The following is a 16,332-nucleotide window of genomic DNA, read 5'->3' on the forward strand; positions in this document are numbered from 1 at the left end:
TTACGGATTTTTTTTTGTGTATTTTATGGATAATTTTACAAAACTGGTATAATTATATTGATGCTTGTATAAGTAGAAGTGTACAACAATTTATATTTCATAAAGGGGATGGATCAATGATTGGTGAAATGAAGCGAGAAGCATTGTACTCTTTAAAGGGAAAATGGGGACTAGGTGTTGGATCAACAATTTTATATTTTATTTTAAGTTATGTTGTTTCGCTGGCTGCAATGCTTATACTATTAATTCCAGGAATTATTATATTTCTCTCAGTTGTAAGCTTAACTGGATCATTTGAAGAGGAAACGATGTCAATTGGAGCAGGTATTACCTTTGGAATTTTTTATTGCATTATGATAATTTTGAGTAACGCATCGTATGGGATTACGTCATATGGTTATACAAATGTATTTTTACAGATTAGTAAACGAGAAGATGCTAAAGTAGATTACTTATTCGAAGGATTTCGTGGCTTTAAAAGAATGATGAAAACAATGTGGGCAATGCTTGCGATTTTGTTATATACAGGTACATGGATTCCGATGCTGTTAATAGGCTTATTTGCATTGTTAGGTGAAGAAGGGAATACGTCATTTGCAATAGCTTTCTTCGTACTATTAGCAATTTCAATTGTTGGTATGATTGTGATGTATTTTTCTTATGCACTGACGTACTATGTGATGATTGAAAATCCAGAATATAGTGTTTCGCAGGCGATGAAGGAAAGTAAGAATCTTATGAAGGGTCATAAGTTAGATTTGTTTCTTTTATGGCTGAGCTTCATAGGATGGGCTATTTTAGCGCTGCTTACTTTTGGAATAGGATTTCTTTGGCTTAGTCCGTATATGAGTACGACGACAGCACACTTTTATCGCTACATTTCAAAAGGTGAATTTCAATAGGAACATGCTATACTAATAGAATTATTGTGTATAGGAGGCGAGGCTACGCATGATTAGTGATTTAAAAGGAGAAGCACTAGATTCATTAGAAGGGAAATGGGGATTAGCTGTTGGAGCTACACTACTCATTTCAATTCTTATCACGGCTTTTAGTTTTAGTGTTGATTGGGGATTTTCTTTAATTTTCGGTTGGCAAAAAACAAATGGTTCACTTTCAACGAATATTCTTTCATTTTTTGTTACTGGACCGTTAACTTTAGGTGGATATTACCTTGGTTTAAATATCCTTCGTGAAAAGCAAGCTAGTATTGGTAATGTATTCATTTGGTTTTCAGAGGGAAAGAGATTTCTAAAATCATTTTTATTATATTTATTAGTAAATCTTTATCTTTTCTTATGGACGTTATTGTTCATTATTCCAGGTATTATTAAATCATTTTCTTATGCGATGACATACTTTATTATAAACGATCATCCTGAGTATTCACTGAACCAAGCTATTACAGAAAGTCGTCGTATGATGGATGGACATAAGATGGAGTATTTCATTTTATGTTTAAGTTTTATTGGCTGGTTTATATTAAGTTGTATTACGTTAGGGATTGGATTCTTATGGTTAATTCCATATTTCTATACGACATCTGCAGCTTTTTACGAAGAGATTGCAGAAGAATATTATGAGAAAAAAATTTAGCACTATAAAACCCCCAGTATGAATTATTTGTTCATACTGGGGGTTTTTTGTAGAAATTTTATAAATTGATTACTAGTAAGTGGTTTACTGAAATAGTAACCTTGCATATATTTACAGTTATGTTTTTGCAGAAACTTAAGCTGTTTTTCAGTTTCAATTCCTTCGGCAACGACTGAAAGATTTAAAGTATTTGCGAGGGAAAGTATTGTAGAAACGATGGCTCGTTCTTCAGGACGATGATCAGCTAATTGTGTAAATTCTCTCGGTACTTTTAATGTGTCGATTGGAAAAATTGATAAATAAGCAAGAGAAGAATACCCAGTACCGAAGTCATCAATGGAAGTTTGGATACCGTACTCTTTTAATTGCTTCAGTCTCAATAACGTTTCTTTCTCGTCAATCATTGCAATTCTTTCTGTTAACTCAAGTGTTACATATTTTGGGTTGACTTGCACGTCGTTTAATATTTGTGAAATGTTTTCGATTAATTGATCTTGCCGGAATTCTTTTGCGGATAAATTAACACTTATTTTTAAATTTTGGTAGCCAAAGGTATGCCATATTTTTAATTGGAGACAAGCTTCTTGTAATACCCAATGTCCAAGTGGGACTACTTGTGGCGTCTCTTCTACAATTGGAATAAACTCACATGGTGAAATGTCACCTAATAGCGGGTGTTTCCATCGTATTAAAGCTTCAGCACCGATAATTTTATTTGTTGTCGTATCAATTTGTGGTTGATAAACGAGATAAAATTCTTTGTTTACTAAAGCGATTGGCAAATCTTTTTCAATTCGAGCTTTTCGTTCCATTTTTTTATATAGTTCTTTCGTGTAAAGAGAGCTACCGTTTTTTCCTTTATTCTTTGCCTCGTACATGGCCATATCAGCATGCTGCAAAATGGATAGCGCATCTTCACCTGCTTCAGGATATATTGCAATTCCGATGCTCGGTGAGATTTGTAAATGTTGATTTTCGATTTCAAATGGCTCATTCATGGCCGCTACAATCCTATCAGCTATTTTTTGGACATCTGGCTTTTTTTTGTAATTCTCGATAAGGATTGTGAACTCATCCCCAGCTAGCCGCGCGAGTTTCATATTTGATGTTGCTATTCTTTCGAGCCTTTTTGCTACTGCGATGAGCAATAGGTCTCCTACTCGATGACCGAGGGTATCATTAATAACTTTAAAACGGTCTAGGTCGAGAAACATAACAGCAAAAGGCTTTTTCGATATTTTTGCTCGTGCAATTGCCTGTTCTAAATGTTGATGAAATGCACGTCGATTTGCAAGCTCTGTTAAAGTATCATGGTATGCTAGGAAGTTGATTTGTTCTTGTTGTTGTTTGCTTTCCGTAATATCTTTAATCATTAAATAAACCCCAGAAATTTTCTCCTTTAAAAAGATCGGTACGGCGGTAACGTGCAAGTAGTAAATATCTCTGTTTTTATGGTAAGCCCGTATTTCTAAAGAAATAGAATATCCCTTTTTCACGCGATGAAAGGCGTTAATCATTTCTTCTAAATCTTCTTCGTATATGAGTGAATAGTAAGGCTGGTTTAATAATTCATTCGTTTGATAACCGAGTAAAGTAGTACCAGCGTTATTTACTTTGAGAAAATTACCGTACAAATCTAATGTAAAAATTGGATCTGGATGATGCTCGTATAAAGATTTAAACATTTGTTGATTATGATAGAGTTCATTTTTCTGTTCTACTAAATCTTCTGTACGTAGTTTAATTTGTTTCTCGAGTTCTGAGTTGAATTGCATTTGAGCGATCAATAATATTTTATTTTGTTTTCGAACTAAACTATGACGTATGAGAACGAAAGAAAAAGTTATTATAAGTCCGATTACTATAATAGGCGCAAAAACGTATTCAACTAATATAAAAACAATAAGCATTACTACCGAAATATACGGTAATGATAATCGGATTGATTCGCCAATTTTAGGTGTTAGTAGTACTTGTTCTTGTTTTTCAGGCTTTTTTGTATGGAGAATACAGGCGATTGCTACTAGTACTAAGGTTACTTGATAGAAAGGAGTAACTGTAAACATAGAATACTCTGGTATGAAGTATTTTATATAAGCATAAATCGCATCTGTAGTAGCATATAAAATTAAAGCACTGCCAAGAAGTGCACCGACCTTTTTAGGTAATAAGGATAGTGGTTTGAATAAAAGGTTGATTCCTATTAAGAGAAAGAGTAAATCAGCCATTGGATAGGTAAGTTGAACAAATATGTCGATATAGGATGTTGTAAAGATATGAATAGTTCGTTCAATAAGTAAGTAGTAACTTAAAGTAAATTGGGCTGTAACGATAATACAAATATCACATAGCATAAAAAGTTTTTCTAATAAATCTCGGTTATAAATGATTTCGTATAGAAAGGCAAACGTAAAGCTAACTAAAAAAAGTAAGTAAAAAAAGTCAGATGGATCAACGAACGTATAGAAGTCCTTTACAATTAAACGCTGATAGGCAACGACTATATCACCGATAAAATAAGAGAGAGCTCCAACAGATAATATGATCCAAAATAAACGAGATAGCCCTTCTTTCATGTTTGAAAAATAAAGTATATAACTACAAGCGATAATATCAATTAATAGGGTGCTCGTTCCGATTAATAGCTGAAAAGGAAATGAGTATTCATATACAAAAGGCATTGCTACATAGTGAAGCGTTATAGACAGCAATACAATGCTTATAAGAATACTTACATGTGTTTGTTTTTTCATTTATATCACCTACGGTTTCTTGAAAAGCATATATAAGTTTTATATTTATTTTGCACAATTATAGCAAGTTGTAAAGATAGATTTTAATAATTCTTGTTTCTGTCTCCCAACATATCGACATAGGAATTTGAAGTTTGCTATAATGATTAGAATAGTTGCATTATTTAGAAAAATTTAAAAATAATAATTACTGCAACTAGGACATATTGTTTACTATGTGAACTTGTTCTTAATTTAGGGGGGAGGGTTTCACAATGGCAAGTGTATATGAAAATAGTTATATGATCGTTTTGATTTTCTTGCTATTAGGTATATTGCTGCCGGTAGTGGCTCTTACATTAGGAAGGATGCTGCGCCCAAATAAACCAAGTGCAGCAAAGGCGACGACGTATGAGAGTGGAATTGAGCCTTTTCATGATGCAAATATTCGGTTTCATGCTCGTTATTATATTTTCGCTTTATTGTTTGTGATCTTTGATGTAGAAACTTTATTTTTATATCCTTGGGCTGTTGCGTATGACAAGCTAGGTTTATTTGCATTAATTGAAATGCTCATCTTTGTTGTAATGTTGCTAGTTGGATTAGCGTATGCTTGGAAAAAGAAGGTGTTACAATGGTTATAAATTTTGAGGAATTACATCCAAATGAGCGAGCAGAATTAGAACGAAATATCTTTTTTTCTACATTGGAACAGTTGAAAGGATGGGCGAGGAGCAACTCTTTATGGCCGATGACATTCGGACTGGCATGCTGTGCAATTGAAATGATGGGGGTAGGCTCATCACATTACGATTTAGATCGATTTGGGTCATTTTTTCGAACTTCACCAAGGCAATCGGACGTCATGATTGTATCGGGAACAGTAACGAAGAAGATGGCTCCTATTGTTCGGCGTTTATATGATCAAATGCCCGAACCGAAATGGGTTATTGCGATGGGATCTTGTGCGACAGCAGGTGGTCCGTATGTAAATTCATATGCTGTTGTGAAAGGTGTAGACCAAATCGTACCAGTTGATGTGTATATTCCTGGTTGTCCCCCAAATCCAGCTGCTTTAATCTATGGAATTAATAAATTAAAAGAGAAAATTCGTTACGAGGCAAAGACCGGAAAGCAGGTGACGAATAAATGAGTAATCCAAATAAAGATTTAGAGGATCTGAAAAAAGAAGCAGCTAGGCGTGCGAAAGAAGAAGCGAGAAAACGCCTTGTAGCGAAACACGAGGCGGAAATAAGTGAACTTGAGGAGGAAGATCGAGAAAAAGAGAAAGCGCTACCAAAAAATGATGATATTACTATAGAAGAAGCAAAGCGACGTGCAGCAGCCGCAAAAGCAAAAGCGGCGGCGTTAGCGAAACAGAAAAGAGAAGGAACCGAAGAAGTAACGGAAGAAGAAAAAGCGAAAGCCAAGGCGAAGGCAGCAGCAGCTGCAAAGGCAAAAGCGGCAACATTAGCGAAACAGAAAAGAGAAGGAACCGAAGAAATAACGGAAGAAGAAAAAGCGAAAGCCAAGGCGAAGGCAGCAGCAGCCGCAAAAGCAAAAGCGGCAGCATTAGCAAAACAGAAAAGAGAAGGAACCGAAGAAGTAACGGAAGAAGAACAAGCGAAAGCCAAGGCGAAGGCAGCAGCAGCTGCAAAAGCAAAAGCGGCGGCGTTAGCGAAGCAGAAAAGAGAAGGAACCGAAGAAGTAACGGAAGAAGAACAAGCGAAAGCCAAGGCGAAGGCGGCGGCAGCTGCCAAGGCAAAAGCGGCGGCGTTAGCGAAGCAGAAAAGAGAAGGGACAGAAGAAGTAACGGAAGAAGAAAAAGCGAAAGCCAAGGCAAAAGCGGTGGCGGCGGCAAAGGCAAAAGCGGCAGCATTGGCGAAGCAGAAAGCCTCGCAAGGTGATGGGGATTCGGGAGATGAAAAGGCAAAGGCAATTGCAGCGGCAAAAGCGAAAGCAGCAGCGGCTGCCAGAGCGAAGACAAAGGGAGCTGAAGGTAAGAAAGAGAATGAGCCGAAGCAGGAAGAACCGTCCGTAAATCAGCCGTATTTAAATCAGTATGTTGAGGCTATTAGGGAGAAGTTAGGAGAGGGTGCATTAGTAGATTCCTACATTAATAAACTGTCAAAGGATGTGCCAACTCTTGTGGTGGATCCCGAAAAGTATTATGAAGTGATGGAGTCACTGCGATTCCATGAGGGACTTGCTTTTGATTATATGTCAGAGCTACATGCGACGGATTTTGTGACACATATGGAAGTGTATGTTCATTTGTTTTCATATGGCAAGAAACAATCGGTAGCGGTGAAGGTAAAGCTAGACCGGGAAGCGCCGCAAGTCGAATCTGTGACAGCGCTTTGGAAAGGAGCTGACTGGCCGGAGCGAGAAGCATACGATTTGCTCGGCATTATATTTAAAGGGCATCCGAATTTAACACGTATTTTAATGCCAGAGGATTGGGTAGGATATCCGCTTAGAAAAGACTATGAACCGTATGATGTGGAGGTGTAGCTATGATCCGCACGGAAGAGATGCTTTTGAATGTAGGACCTCAGCATCCGAGTACACATGGTGTGTTCAGGCTCGTAATTAAGATTGACGGGGAAATTATTAAAGAAGCTACACCTGTTATTGGGTATTTACATCGCGGGACGGAAAAGATCGCTGAGAGCTTACAGTATACGCAAATTATCCCTTATACAGATCGAATGGACTATTTATCAGCTATGACGAATAATTACGTCATTTGCCATGCTGTAGAGACGATGATGGGGCTTGAAATTCCAGAGCGTGCCGAATACTTGCGAGTACTTGCGATGGAGCTAGGAAGAATTGCGAGCCATCTCGTTTGGTGGGGGACGAATCTTCTTGATATAGGAGCGGTTAGCCCGTTTTTGTACGCGTTTCGTGAACGAGAGATGATTATAAATTTATTAAATGAATTATGCGGGGCACGGCTTACTTTTAACTATATGAGAGTTGGTGGTGTGAAGTGGGATGCGCCAGATGGTTGGATTGAAAAGGTGGAAGAGTTTGTTCCGTATATGAGGGAGCAACTGGCAGGTTATCATGATCTTGTTAGCGGTAATGAGATTTTCTTAAATCGTGTGAAAGGCGTTGGTATATATAGCGCGGAAGAAGCGATTTCGTATTCTTTAAGCGGAGCAAATTTGCGGTGCACTGGAGTAAACTGGGATCTTCGCAAAGATGAGCCGTATTCGATTTATGATCGTTTTGATTTTGATATTCCTGTTGGAAGCATGGGAGATGCTTGGGATCGCTACGTTTGCCGAATGCAAGAAATCGAGGAGTCTTTAAAGATTGTTGAGCAAGCGGTTCAGCAGTTCCCGAAAGATGGAGCTGTGCTGGCAAAAGTACCAAAAATTATTAAGGCACCTAAGGGAGAAGCATTTGTACGTATCGAATCGCCGCGCGGAGAGATTGGGTGTTATATCGCTAGTGACGGAAAGAAAGAGCCGTACCGTTTGAAGTTTCGTAGGCCATCTTTTTATAACTTGCAAATTTTACCAAAGTTATTGAAAGGTGAAAACATCGCTAATTTAATTACGATTTTAGGTGGAGTTGATATTGTACTTGGGGAGGTTGATGGCTAATGATTGAGACGCTCTTACAATCACCTTCAAGCTGGACGAATTTCTTCATTTTTTTCGGATTAGCGGTACTTCTACTATTTGCAGTCCTTGGCTTCGTTACATATGGAATCTTGGCAGAACGGAAAGTGATGGGGTTTATGCAAGGGCGGATTGGCCCAAACCAGGTTGGAGGCCGATTTGGTTTACTGCAAACGGTAGCTGATGTTTTAAAACTATTATTGAAAGAAGATAGTATTCCAAAAGCAGCAGATAAACCGCTGTTTATATTAGCGCCTGTCATTGCATTTGCACCAGCATTTATGGTGCTTGCAGTTATCCCGTTCACTGATAAATTTCAATTTGCAGATATTGGAGTCGGGCTACTTTATTATATTGCTGTTTCCGGTATTACGACGATAGGTGTTGTAACTGGAGGATGGGCATCGAATAATAAATATTCCCTTTTAGGAGGGATGCGTGCGGCGGCGCAAATGATTTCTTATGAGATTCCGCTCGTAATGAGTGTAATTGGTATCGTTTTGCTAGCTGGTAGCCTGAATTTAAATGAGATTGTAGCGGCGCAGGAGAAAGTTTGGTACATTTTCGTACAGCCAATTGGCTTCGTCGTTTTCTTAATCGCAGCAGTTGCAGAGTTAAATAGAACGCCATTCGATTTGCCAGAAGCGGAGTCAGAACTTGTTTCTGGATATCATACGGAATACTCAGGGTTTCGCTGGGCGTTTTTCATGCTTTCAGAGTACGTATATTTCTTCGGGATGGCATCGTTAATTACAGTGCTCTTTTTAGGCGGATGGAATCCAGTCATGTTTCTTGGATTTATCCCAGGTGCCGTATGGTTTGCTTTGAAATTTAGCAGTGTAGTCTTTCTATTAATTTGGTTCCGCGTTACGTTCCCGCGTATAAGAGGTGACCAGTTAATGGAGTTTGGTTGGAAAGTATTATTGCCGATTGCACTTGCAAATATTTTCTTAACGGCATTGATTAAGGAGTTATTCTTCTAATCTATGAGGGGGGTGCCAGTAAGAGATGAAAGGACTATTTAAAGGATTAAAATATACATTAAGTAATTTGAGCAAGAAGAAGGTAACGTATGATTATCCAAATCAACCGTTGCCGTTGCCAGACCGTTTTCGGGGGATTCAAAAATTTTATCCGGAGAAATGTATTGTTTGTAATCAGTGCTCTAACATTTGTCCGACAGACTGTATTCAGTTAACAGGAAAGAAACATCCGGATCCTACGAAAAAAGGAAAAATTATCGACACGTATGATATTAATTTTGAAATTTGTATTCTTTGTGATTTATGTACAGAAGTTTGTCCGACAGAGGCAATTGTCATGACAAATAACTTTGAACTCGCGGAATATTCACGTGATGACTTATTTAAAAATTTGCAGTGGCTTGACGAAAACGACGAAAACGTCAGGAAGGAGAATAAGGCATGAATGGCGAGTTTGTAGCATTCTTTATACTATCCTTGTCTGCAATTATCGGCGGTGTTCTTATGTTGAACTTAACGAAAGTTATGCACATGATGCTAGCTCTCGTTCTGACATTTCTCAGCATTGCAGGTTTGTATTTTCTTTTGTCAGCCGAGTTTATAGGCGTTGCACAAATTTTACTTTACTCTGGTGCAATCACAATTATTATGATTTTCGGCATTATGTTAACGAAACATAACGCGGAAAATGAATCGCGTCTTACTCTTCGAAAATGGATTATCTTCTTTGCAGTTGTAGCATTTGGAGCGGTTATGTATTTCGCTGTTAATAATGTTGATTTTGCAAATGAAAGCACACAAGGAAGTTTACCTCTCCATGAAAACAACACACTTCAAATCGGTACGCTTCTCTATTCAAAATATATTATTCCATTTGAACTAACTTCAGTTATTTTACTTGTAGCACTCGTTGGCGCAATTATACTTGCGAAAAAGGACGAGAAAGAGGAGGATTCCAATGAGTAGCGTTCCAGCTTCTGCATATTTAACACTTGCAATTATTTTGTTTTGCATCGGTCTATTTGGAGCTTTAACAAAGCGGAATACAGTAATCGTATTAGTTTGTATCGAATTAATGCTGAATGCTGCCAATTTAAACTTAGTGGCGTTTAGTAAATTAGGCTTATTTCCGAATTTAACAGGTCAAATTTTCTCACTGTTTACGATGGCTGTAGCGGCAGCGGAAGCGGCGGTAGGACTCGCTATTTTAATTGCTTTATATCGTAATCGTACAACAGTTCAGGTGGATGAAATGGATACGCTTAAAGGATAGCATTGTGACCGAAAAAGGGGGAAGGAAACAATGATCGATTATGCATGGCTCATACCGCTTTTCCCACTCGTTTCGTTTTTGTTACTTATTATATTCGGGAAGAAAATTAGAGAAGGAAGCAGCGTACTTAGTATTTTTTTCGTCTTTCTCTCCTTTATACTTGCGGTACTTGTGTTAATAGAAAGGTTTTCAGAAGCAAGCGTGAAGCATAAGTGGGTGTGGCTTAGAGCTGGAGATGTGGATATATCATTCGGCTTTGAAGTGACTGCATTAGGAGCTTTAATGTTATTTATCGTGACGCTTGTGAGTCTACTTGTACATGTGTATTCGAAAGGTTATATGAAAGGTGATGAACGATTACCGACCTTTTACGCATATTTAGGACTCTTTACATTTGCGATGTTAGGGCTTGTTATATCAACGAATTTATTACAGCTTTATATATTTTGGGAATTAGTCGGCCTTGGCTCATTTTTACTTATCGGTTTTTATTTCTTTAAAGAAGAAGCGAAGGCTGCTGCAAAAAAGGCTTTTATTATGACCCGTATTGGGGATGTTGGTTTATTTATCGGGATGATTTTAATTTTTTGGTACGCAGGTAGTTTTGAATATGACGCAATATTTAGGGCGATTTATACAGGGGATCTACCTCCTTACATGATTACAATAACAGCGATATTAATTTTTATCGGGGCGATGGGGAAATCAGGTCAGTTCCCGCTTCATACGTGGTTGCCAGATGCAATGGAGGGGCCAACACCCGTTTCGGCACTTATTCACGCGGCGACGATGGTCGCAGCTGGCGTATATTTAGTAGCGACGATGTTCCCTCTATTTTCAGCAAGTACAGTGGCGATGCAGACAGTGGCAATCGTTGGAGCTTTCACTGCAATCTTTGCGGCCTCTATCGGTCTTGTGCAAACAGATATAAAGAGGGTGCTTGCTTATTCTACAGTTAGCCAGCTCGGGTATATGATGCTCGCGTTAGGTTCTGCCGGTTATGTAGCTGGTATATTCCATTTAACGACACATGCTTTTTTTAAAGCACTACTATTTTTGGCGGCAGGAAGTGTAATTCATGCTGTGCATACGCAAAACATTAATAAAATGGGCGGTTTACAGAAGAAGATGAAAGTAACTGGTACGCTATTTTTAATAGGTACCCTTGCCATTAGCGGTGTTCCGCTGCTTTCCGGTTTTTTCAGCAAAGATGAAATTTTAGCGGCGACGTGGATGAATGGCAATTACGTTTTATTTACTTTAGCGGTAATTGCGGCGTTTTTAACAGCGTTCTATATGTTCCGCCTATACTTTCTTGTCTTTACTGGAGAAACGAAGACGAAGGAAGAAGTGCATGAATCGCCTCGCGTTATGACGTATCCAATGATTGTTCTCGGCGTTCTCGCAGTAGTGGTAGGATATATAAATACACCATGGTTTGGGACGTTTCTCGGAGATTGGTTGACGAAAGATGTAGGGTTTAAGGTTGAAGAAGCGCATGGACCAGTTTGGATTATGATTGTTGCGACACTCGTTTCATTTGCGGGAATCGCTCTTGCATATTTCATATATAGCAAGAAATCAATTTCTAGGAATTGGGCTGGGGGTACGGAAACATCGCTTTATAATCTTTTGAAAGAAAAATATTATGTGGATGAACTATACAACATGACGGTGATCCCTATTACGAAAGGAATCGCTCATGTGCTTCGCTTATTTGAATTGTATGTAGTCGAAGGAATTGCAGTTTTAATTGCAAGTGTAGTGAAAGGCACAAGTAACCTTGGATCGAAACTTCAAAACGGGAATGTACAAGTGTACGGTACTGTAACGGCGGTTTCGCTCGCTGTACTCGTCATTATTTTGCTCTATACGGGAGGGGATTTACGATGAATGATTTGTTGTTAACGTTCTTCATTTTTTCCCCGCTTTTAGGAATTTTATTGCTTGTATTAACACCGAAAAAGGAATTGCGTACAGTGCGAGCGCTTGGCTTATTTGGGACGGCACTTCCATTTGGAATCGCTATCGTCCTCGCTTGTACATATGCTTCTGGAAAGAATTTGTCACTATTCGATGAAAAGATGAAATGGATTAAGTTCGGCGATTTTACAGCGGTAGATAAAAGGTGGTTTTCTATTTATTACGAGCTTGGTATTGATGGTTTGTCGCTTGTCATGATGGTACTGACGGCTCTTCTAGCAACGCTTGCAGCAATTGCAGCCTTTTCTATTAAAAGAAATTTAAAAGCATTTTATATGCTGTTACTCATGCTAGAAATAGGAATGCTCGGCGTCTTTGCTGCTCAAAACTTAATGTTGTTTTTTATCTTCTTTGAAATTACGTTGCCACCAATGTTCTTATTAATTGGAAAGTGGGGAAAATTGTCGAGTGAAAAGGCTGCGTATAGTTATTTAATATATAACGGTATTGGCTCAGCTATTTTGCTCATTGTTTTCTCAATTTTGTTCGCGAAAACAGGTACAACAAATATTGTGGAGCTGAAAGAGATATTAAGAAGCGTAAACGCAGAGGGAGCACTCGTCATCCCAAGTAGTTTGCAGCTTAGTGTATTTATTGCCATAATGATTGCTTTTGCAATTAAACTACCTGTTTTTCCGTTGCACCGCTGGATGGTCAATGTACACATAGAAGCGCATCCAGCTGTAGTTATGCTTCATGCGGGTGTTTTGCTGAAGATTGGAGCGTACGGTATTATTCGCTTCGGGAAAGGGCTATTCCCGGAATATTTTCACGATGTTGCAACACTAATTGCGATATTAGGCGTAATTAATTTATTATACGGTGCCTTTTTAGCGCTCATCCAAACGGACTTTAGGAAAGTACTGGCTTACTCTAGTATTTCGCATATGGGAATTGTTTTAATGGGGCTCGCGGCACTTAATGCACCGGGGACACAAGGAGCGTTATTCCAAGTTGTATCACATGGTTTAATTGCAGCCTTGCTGTTTTTCTTACTCGGTGTTATAGAACAACGTTTCGGAACATCAGACATTACAGCGCTTGGTGGACTCGCAAAAAGTGTCCCAGTACTTAGCGGCTTCTTCTTAGCAGGAGGAATGGCATCGCTCGGATTACCAGGGATGTCTGGGTTTGTTAGTGAATTTCTTGCCTTTCTCGGTTTATTTCAAGGAGAGCCCGTCATTGCTGCAGTCGGTGTGATTGGCATCATTTTAACCGCTGTATATGTATTAAGGGCGACACTTCAAGTAACATTTGGAAAGAAAGAGTGGGAAGCAAAATCTGATATACACGGATGGGAGTATGTCCCTGTTTTACTACTTATCTTTTGTATTATTGCAATTGGAGTTATGCCAGAGATACTAGGAGATCCGCTTCAAAATACATTGAAAACATTGGGGGTGAAGTAGGATGGATATGAATACGTTACTTAGCTTATCGTGGCATCTAATGGTGCCAGAATTTATTATTCTCGGCGCCGCCATCCTTCTTTCCATATGTGATTTGTTTTTTAAGCTGAACCATAGATATGTAGCTCTTGGTGCGATTGCTGCCATCGTATTAGCAATCGTGTCATTAATTACTCTATATAGCGAACCAGCAGGAGATATTTTAAATGGATCGTTTGTGTTAGATGGATTTTCAAAAGGGTTTAAAACGTTGCTATTAGGTGCCTCAGCCCTCATTTTATGCACCGCAATGAGCGATGATAAGAAGAATCCAATCGAAGATAAAGGTGAATATTATTATTTATTTTTAATGGCACTTCTTGGTGCGATGTTCATGGCCTCTAGTGTTGATTTTATTACCCTTTTCGTTGGTTTGGAGTTACTTTCACTTTCTTCTTATATTTTAGTAGGAATACGAAAAAAGAGCCGTGCATCAAATGAAGCGGCAATGAAATACGTCATTAGCGGAGGAATTGGAACGGCGATTACGCTCTTCGGAATGAGTTATTTATACGGTATTACAGGTTCAACTAACATTGTAGATATGCAAAAGGTACTCACTGGGGAACTCGCTAGTGGTATTCAGTTATTGTTAGCTCTCGCATTTCTTTTATTGCTAGTTGGTCTCTCATTTAAAATTGCCACAGTGCCGTTTCATATGTGGGCACCTGATGTGTATGAAGGAGCGGCTACACCAGTTACTGCTTTTCTTGGAACGATTTCTAAAATTGCCGGGTTCCTACTCATTATTCGTTTGTTCCTTATGATCTTTGCAAGTGTATTAATACAAGGAGATATGCAATCTTTATATGGGCATATGAGTATATATATTGCGGTGCTAGCAAGTATTACGATGATTGTTGGGAATGTAGTCGCGTTAAAACAATACAATATAAAGCGTTTATTTGCTTATTCAGGCATTGCACATGCGGGGTATTTACTCGTTCCACTTGTGGCATTATCACCATTTACGATGGATAGCATGTGGTTTTATATGCTGGCATACATGCTTATGAATATAGGCGCATTTGCCATTATCCACGGCTTAATCTTACAAAATGATGAGGAAAATATAACAATTTTCACAGGTTTATATAAAAGGTCGCCATTTACAGCGATAATGATGACAATTTTTATTTTATCGCTGGCTGGGATACCAGGAACGGCTGGATTCATTGGAAAGATTAACATCTTTTTAGGCGCACTTCATGTAGAGCCAGCACATTACGTACTAGCTTCGATTATGATGGGTACGACAGTTGTTTCATTCGTATATTATTTCCGTATTTTACAACAAATGTTTTTCCGCACCGGAGAGACAGAAGAGAGAATACGGTTACCGTTAAATATAAAGGTTGTTATGAGCCTTTGTGCAATTTCGATTGTAATACTAGGGATTATGCCGATGATTGGGTACAATTTCTTTTATGAATATTTTCCATTAATGAAAGATTTCTTCTTCTTAGGGAACGTGGTACAATAGTGAAAATAAAAGGTGTGGAGTCAGTACTCTGCGCTTTTTATTTTGTGTTAACTTGTAATGTAGATATACGTTTTTGGAAAGAAAATCACGATGTAAAATGTAAGATGTCTATGTGCATTTGAAAAAGTGTAGCTCCTACTTATTATGGTATCGTTTTTATATTCTTTCATAAGTAGTAGCTGAGTAAAAAGGGGTCGATTTTTTGGCACAACTTTTAGGGCAACAAGCACTGATTGCCATTGTTTCGCATTTATTGTTTATTACCATTACGTGGTGGGCCTTACAAGGCATTCACATTGAGCGTTTAATGAAGTCCGGAAAAGTGCTGCAGACGCGAGTATTACTCATCTTAATTACAATTGCAATTGGGACATCTGTAAGTAACTTTTTCCTTGATTATTTAGGCTATTCGAAGAGTTTAACGTATTTAGTAAAGTAAGTGTATAGAACCTCAAATCTCCGTTAACAATGGGGATAGGAGGGGATGAAATTGAAGTTTAAAGCCATTCTTATTGTTGCACTTAGTGTTGTTTTATTTTTGGTTGGATATAGAGAGATGAAACCGATAAGCGATGAACAGAAAATGGAGAGCATGATCAAGGCTTTAGAGAAAAATGATGCTAAAGTAGAAAAATGGTCATGGTTAGCGAGAGAAACAAAAACAATTTCTAACATACATACGTTTCAAAAGTTGTTAAACGATGTGAAGGAAAAGGCAAATATTCAAAAGTGGGAAGTAGAGCAATCTCCAGATGGATATAAAGCTACATCCTATAAAAAGCTTTCTTCTTATGAAGAACGAGTAGTAGTAACTTGGAGTAAAGAAAATACTAAAGAAAACACTTTCATTATCTTTGAAGTAAGTGGGGCGAAATGGGACCCGAAGTATGTTCAAAACATGAATAAAATTTTTAGTGAAAAACCTATAATTTACACTTGTGTTCAAGGTGTACTGAATGATAAGATTGAAGGTGTTTTGCAAAATAAAACCAATCAGGTTTTGAAAGATCTTTCAGCAAGAGCGATCGAACAAGTAGAAGAAAGAGCATTTGTGTCAGTCTCCGCATACAATAAAAAGTGGGATGACGCTCTTTCAACAAATAGAGAGAAAATAAATGTGCAAATAGCAATACGTTCTACAGACAACAAAGATACAATTGTGGTTGGCACACCGATCATAACTTCTGAGTATTGAGTGA

At 38.2% G+C, this 16,332-nt stretch carries 16 protein-coding genes; 15 read left to right on the plus strand and 1 reads right to left on the minus strand.

Annotation, left to right across the window (positions count from 1 at the left end):
- Nucleotides 1–116 precede the first annotated feature (116 nt).
- The gene (locus ACTFRU_RS18630; protein ID WP_000578820.1) at nt 117–902 is read left to right on the plus strand and encodes a DUF975 family protein; all 786 of its coding nucleotides are present in this window, start codon (nt 117–119) and stop codon (nt 900–902) included.
- A 49-nt stretch (nt 903–951) separates the two neighbouring features.
- The gene (locus ACTFRU_RS18635) at nt 952–1,596 is read left to right on the plus strand and encodes a DUF975 family protein (RefSeq protein ID WP_000622462.1); all 645 of its coding nucleotides are present in this window, start codon (nt 952–954) and stop codon (nt 1,594–1,596) included.
- Between the two features lie 23 nt (nt 1,597–1,619).
- On the opposite strand, the gene ACTFRU_RS18640 is transcribed toward ACTFRU_RS18635, so the two are convergent.
- A complete protein-coding gene (locus tag ACTFRU_RS18640; RefSeq protein WP_088859684.1) occupies nt 1,620–4,349 on the minus strand; it encodes an EAL domain-containing protein in 2,730 nt (909 codons plus the stop codon).
- 254 nt (nt 4,350–4,603) lie between these two features.
- Here ACTFRU_RS18640 and nuoA point away from each other — a divergent pair, with 254 nt between their 5' ends.
- From nuoA to ACTFRU_RS18705, 13 genes are all read left to right on the plus strand, one after another.
- Nucleotides 4,604–4,972, plus strand: a complete 369-nt coding sequence (gene nuoA, locus ACTFRU_RS18645; protein ID WP_000179273.1) for an NADH-quinone oxidoreductase subunit NuoA — start codon at nt 4,604–4,606, stop codon at nt 4,970–4,972.
- Nucleotides 4,963–5,481, plus strand: coding sequence for an NADH-quinone oxidoreductase subunit NuoB (gene nuoB / locus ACTFRU_RS18650; RefSeq protein WP_000236331.1), 519 nt, complete (start codon nt 4,963–4,965; stop codon nt 5,479–5,481). Before nuoA ends, nuoB begins: the two co-directional genes overlap by 10 nt.
- On the plus strand, nt 5,478–6,842 hold the full coding sequence (locus tag ACTFRU_RS18655) for an NADH-quinone oxidoreductase subunit C (protein ID WP_440037747.1): 1,365 nt from the start codon (nt 5,478–5,480) through the stop codon (nt 6,840–6,842). Before nuoB ends, ACTFRU_RS18655 begins: the two co-directional genes overlap by 4 nt.
- A gap of 2 nt (nt 6,843–6,844) precedes the next feature.
- Complete coding sequence (gene nuoD, locus ACTFRU_RS18660) at nt 6,845–7,945, plus strand: NADH-quinone oxidoreductase subunit NuoD (RefSeq protein ID WP_000621430.1); 1,101 nt, start codon at nt 6,845–6,847, stop codon at nt 7,943–7,945.
- Nucleotides 7,945–8,946, plus strand: coding sequence for an NADH-quinone oxidoreductase subunit NuoH (gene nuoH / locus ACTFRU_RS18665; RefSeq protein WP_000573426.1), 1,002 nt, complete (start codon nt 7,945–7,947; stop codon nt 8,944–8,946). Before nuoD ends, nuoH begins: the two co-directional genes overlap by 1 nt.
- Nucleotides 8,947–8,971: 25 nt before the next feature.
- On the plus strand, nt 8,972–9,391 hold the full coding sequence (gene nuoI, locus ACTFRU_RS18670) for an NADH-quinone oxidoreductase subunit NuoI (protein WP_000677191.1): 420 nt from the start codon (nt 8,972–8,974) through the stop codon (nt 9,389–9,391).
- Nucleotides 9,388–9,912 (plus strand): NADH-quinone oxidoreductase subunit J, encoded by a 525-nt coding sequence (locus ACTFRU_RS18675; RefSeq protein ID WP_001012812.1) that lies wholly within the window; start codon nt 9,388–9,390, stop codon nt 9,910–9,912. Before nuoI ends, ACTFRU_RS18675 begins: the two co-directional genes overlap by 4 nt.
- A complete protein-coding gene (gene nuoK, locus ACTFRU_RS18680; protein ID WP_000100079.1) occupies nt 9,905–10,219 on the plus strand; it encodes an NADH-quinone oxidoreductase subunit NuoK in 315 nt (104 codons plus the stop codon). Before ACTFRU_RS18675 ends, nuoK begins: the two co-directional genes overlap by 8 nt.
- A 30-nt stretch (nt 10,220–10,249) precedes the next feature.
- Nucleotides 10,250–12,112, plus strand: a complete 1,863-nt coding sequence (nuoL, locus tag ACTFRU_RS18685; RefSeq protein WP_088361756.1) for an NADH-quinone oxidoreductase subunit L — start codon at nt 10,250–10,252, stop codon at nt 12,110–12,112.
- Nucleotides 12,109–13,611 (plus strand): NADH-quinone oxidoreductase subunit M, encoded by a 1,503-nt coding sequence (locus tag ACTFRU_RS18690; RefSeq protein ID WP_016123878.1) that lies wholly within the window; start codon nt 12,109–12,111, stop codon nt 13,609–13,611. The genes nuoL and ACTFRU_RS18690 overlap by 4 nt, the downstream gene beginning before the upstream one ends.
- Before the next feature lie 7 nt (nt 13,612–13,618).
- On the plus strand, nt 13,619–15,133 hold the full coding sequence (nuoN, locus tag ACTFRU_RS18695; RefSeq protein ID WP_033696090.1) for an NADH-quinone oxidoreductase subunit NuoN: 1,515 nt from the start codon (nt 13,619–13,621) through the stop codon (nt 15,131–15,133).
- A 202-nt stretch (nt 15,134–15,335) separates the two neighbouring features.
- Complete coding sequence (locus tag ACTFRU_RS18700; protein ID WP_000057889.1) at nt 15,336–15,572, plus strand: DUF1146 family protein; 237 nt, start codon at nt 15,336–15,338, stop codon at nt 15,570–15,572.
- Between the two features lie 51 nt (nt 15,573–15,623).
- Entirely contained in the window at nt 15,624–16,328 is a 705-nt protein-coding gene (locus ACTFRU_RS18705) for a YwmB family TATA-box binding protein (protein ID WP_000669016.1), read from the plus strand.
- Nucleotides 16,329–16,332: the final 4 nt, after the last annotated feature.

Source organism: Bacillus cereus group sp. MYBK220-1, from assembly GCF_051916445.1.
Classification (GTDB): domain Bacteria; phylum Bacillota; class Bacilli; order Bacillales; family Bacillaceae_G; genus Bacillus_A; species Bacillus_A cereus.

What these genes read in the sequence shown, in the direction of transcription:
- nuoH (WP_000573426.1), top strand. Translation starts at nt 7,945, where the DNA reads ATGATTGAGACGCTCTTACAATCACCTTCAAGCTGGACGAATTTCTTC.
- nuoA (WP_000179273.1), top strand. Translation starts at nt 4,604, where the DNA reads ATGGCAAGTGTATATGAAAATAGTTATATGATCGTTTTGATTTTCTTG.
- ACTFRU_RS18655 (WP_440037747.1), top strand. Translation starts at nt 5,478, where the DNA reads ATGAGTAATCCAAATAAAGATTTAGAGGATCTGAAAAAAGAAGCAGCT.
- ACTFRU_RS18630 (WP_000578820.1), top strand. Translation starts at nt 117, where the DNA reads ATGATTGGTGAAATGAAGCGAGAAGCATTGTACTCTTTAAAGGGAAAA.
- nuoN (WP_033696090.1), top strand. Translation starts at nt 13,619, where the DNA reads ATGAATACGTTACTTAGCTTATCGTGGCATCTAATGGTGCCAGAATTT.
- ACTFRU_RS18690 (WP_016123878.1), top strand. Translation starts at nt 12,109, where the DNA reads ATGAATGATTTGTTGTTAACGTTCTTCATTTTTTCCCCGCTTTTAGGA.
- ACTFRU_RS18675 (WP_001012812.1), top strand. Translation starts at nt 9,388, where the DNA reads ATGAATGGCGAGTTTGTAGCATTCTTTATACTATCCTTGTCTGCAATT.
- nuoI (WP_000677191.1), top strand. Translation starts at nt 8,972, where the DNA reads ATGAAAGGACTATTTAAAGGATTAAAATATACATTAAGTAATTTGAGC.
- ACTFRU_RS18635 (WP_000622462.1), top strand. Translation starts at nt 952, where the DNA reads ATGATTAGTGATTTAAAAGGAGAAGCACTAGATTCATTAGAAGGGAAA.
- nuoL (WP_088361756.1), top strand. Translation starts at nt 10,250, where the DNA reads ATGATCGATTATGCATGGCTCATACCGCTTTTCCCACTCGTTTCGTTT.
- nuoB (WP_000236331.1), top strand. Translation starts at nt 4,963, where the DNA reads ATGGTTATAAATTTTGAGGAATTACATCCAAATGAGCGAGCAGAATTA.
- ACTFRU_RS18640 (WP_088859684.1), bottom strand. Translation starts at nt 4,349, where the DNA reads ATGAAAAAACAAACACATGTAAGTATTCTTATAAGCATTGTATTGCTG.
- nuoD (WP_000621430.1), top strand. Translation starts at nt 6,845, where the DNA reads ATGATCCGCACGGAAGAGATGCTTTTGAATGTAGGACCTCAGCATCCG.
- nuoK (WP_000100079.1), top strand. Translation starts at nt 9,905, where the DNA reads ATGAGTAGCGTTCCAGCTTCTGCATATTTAACACTTGCAATTATTTTG.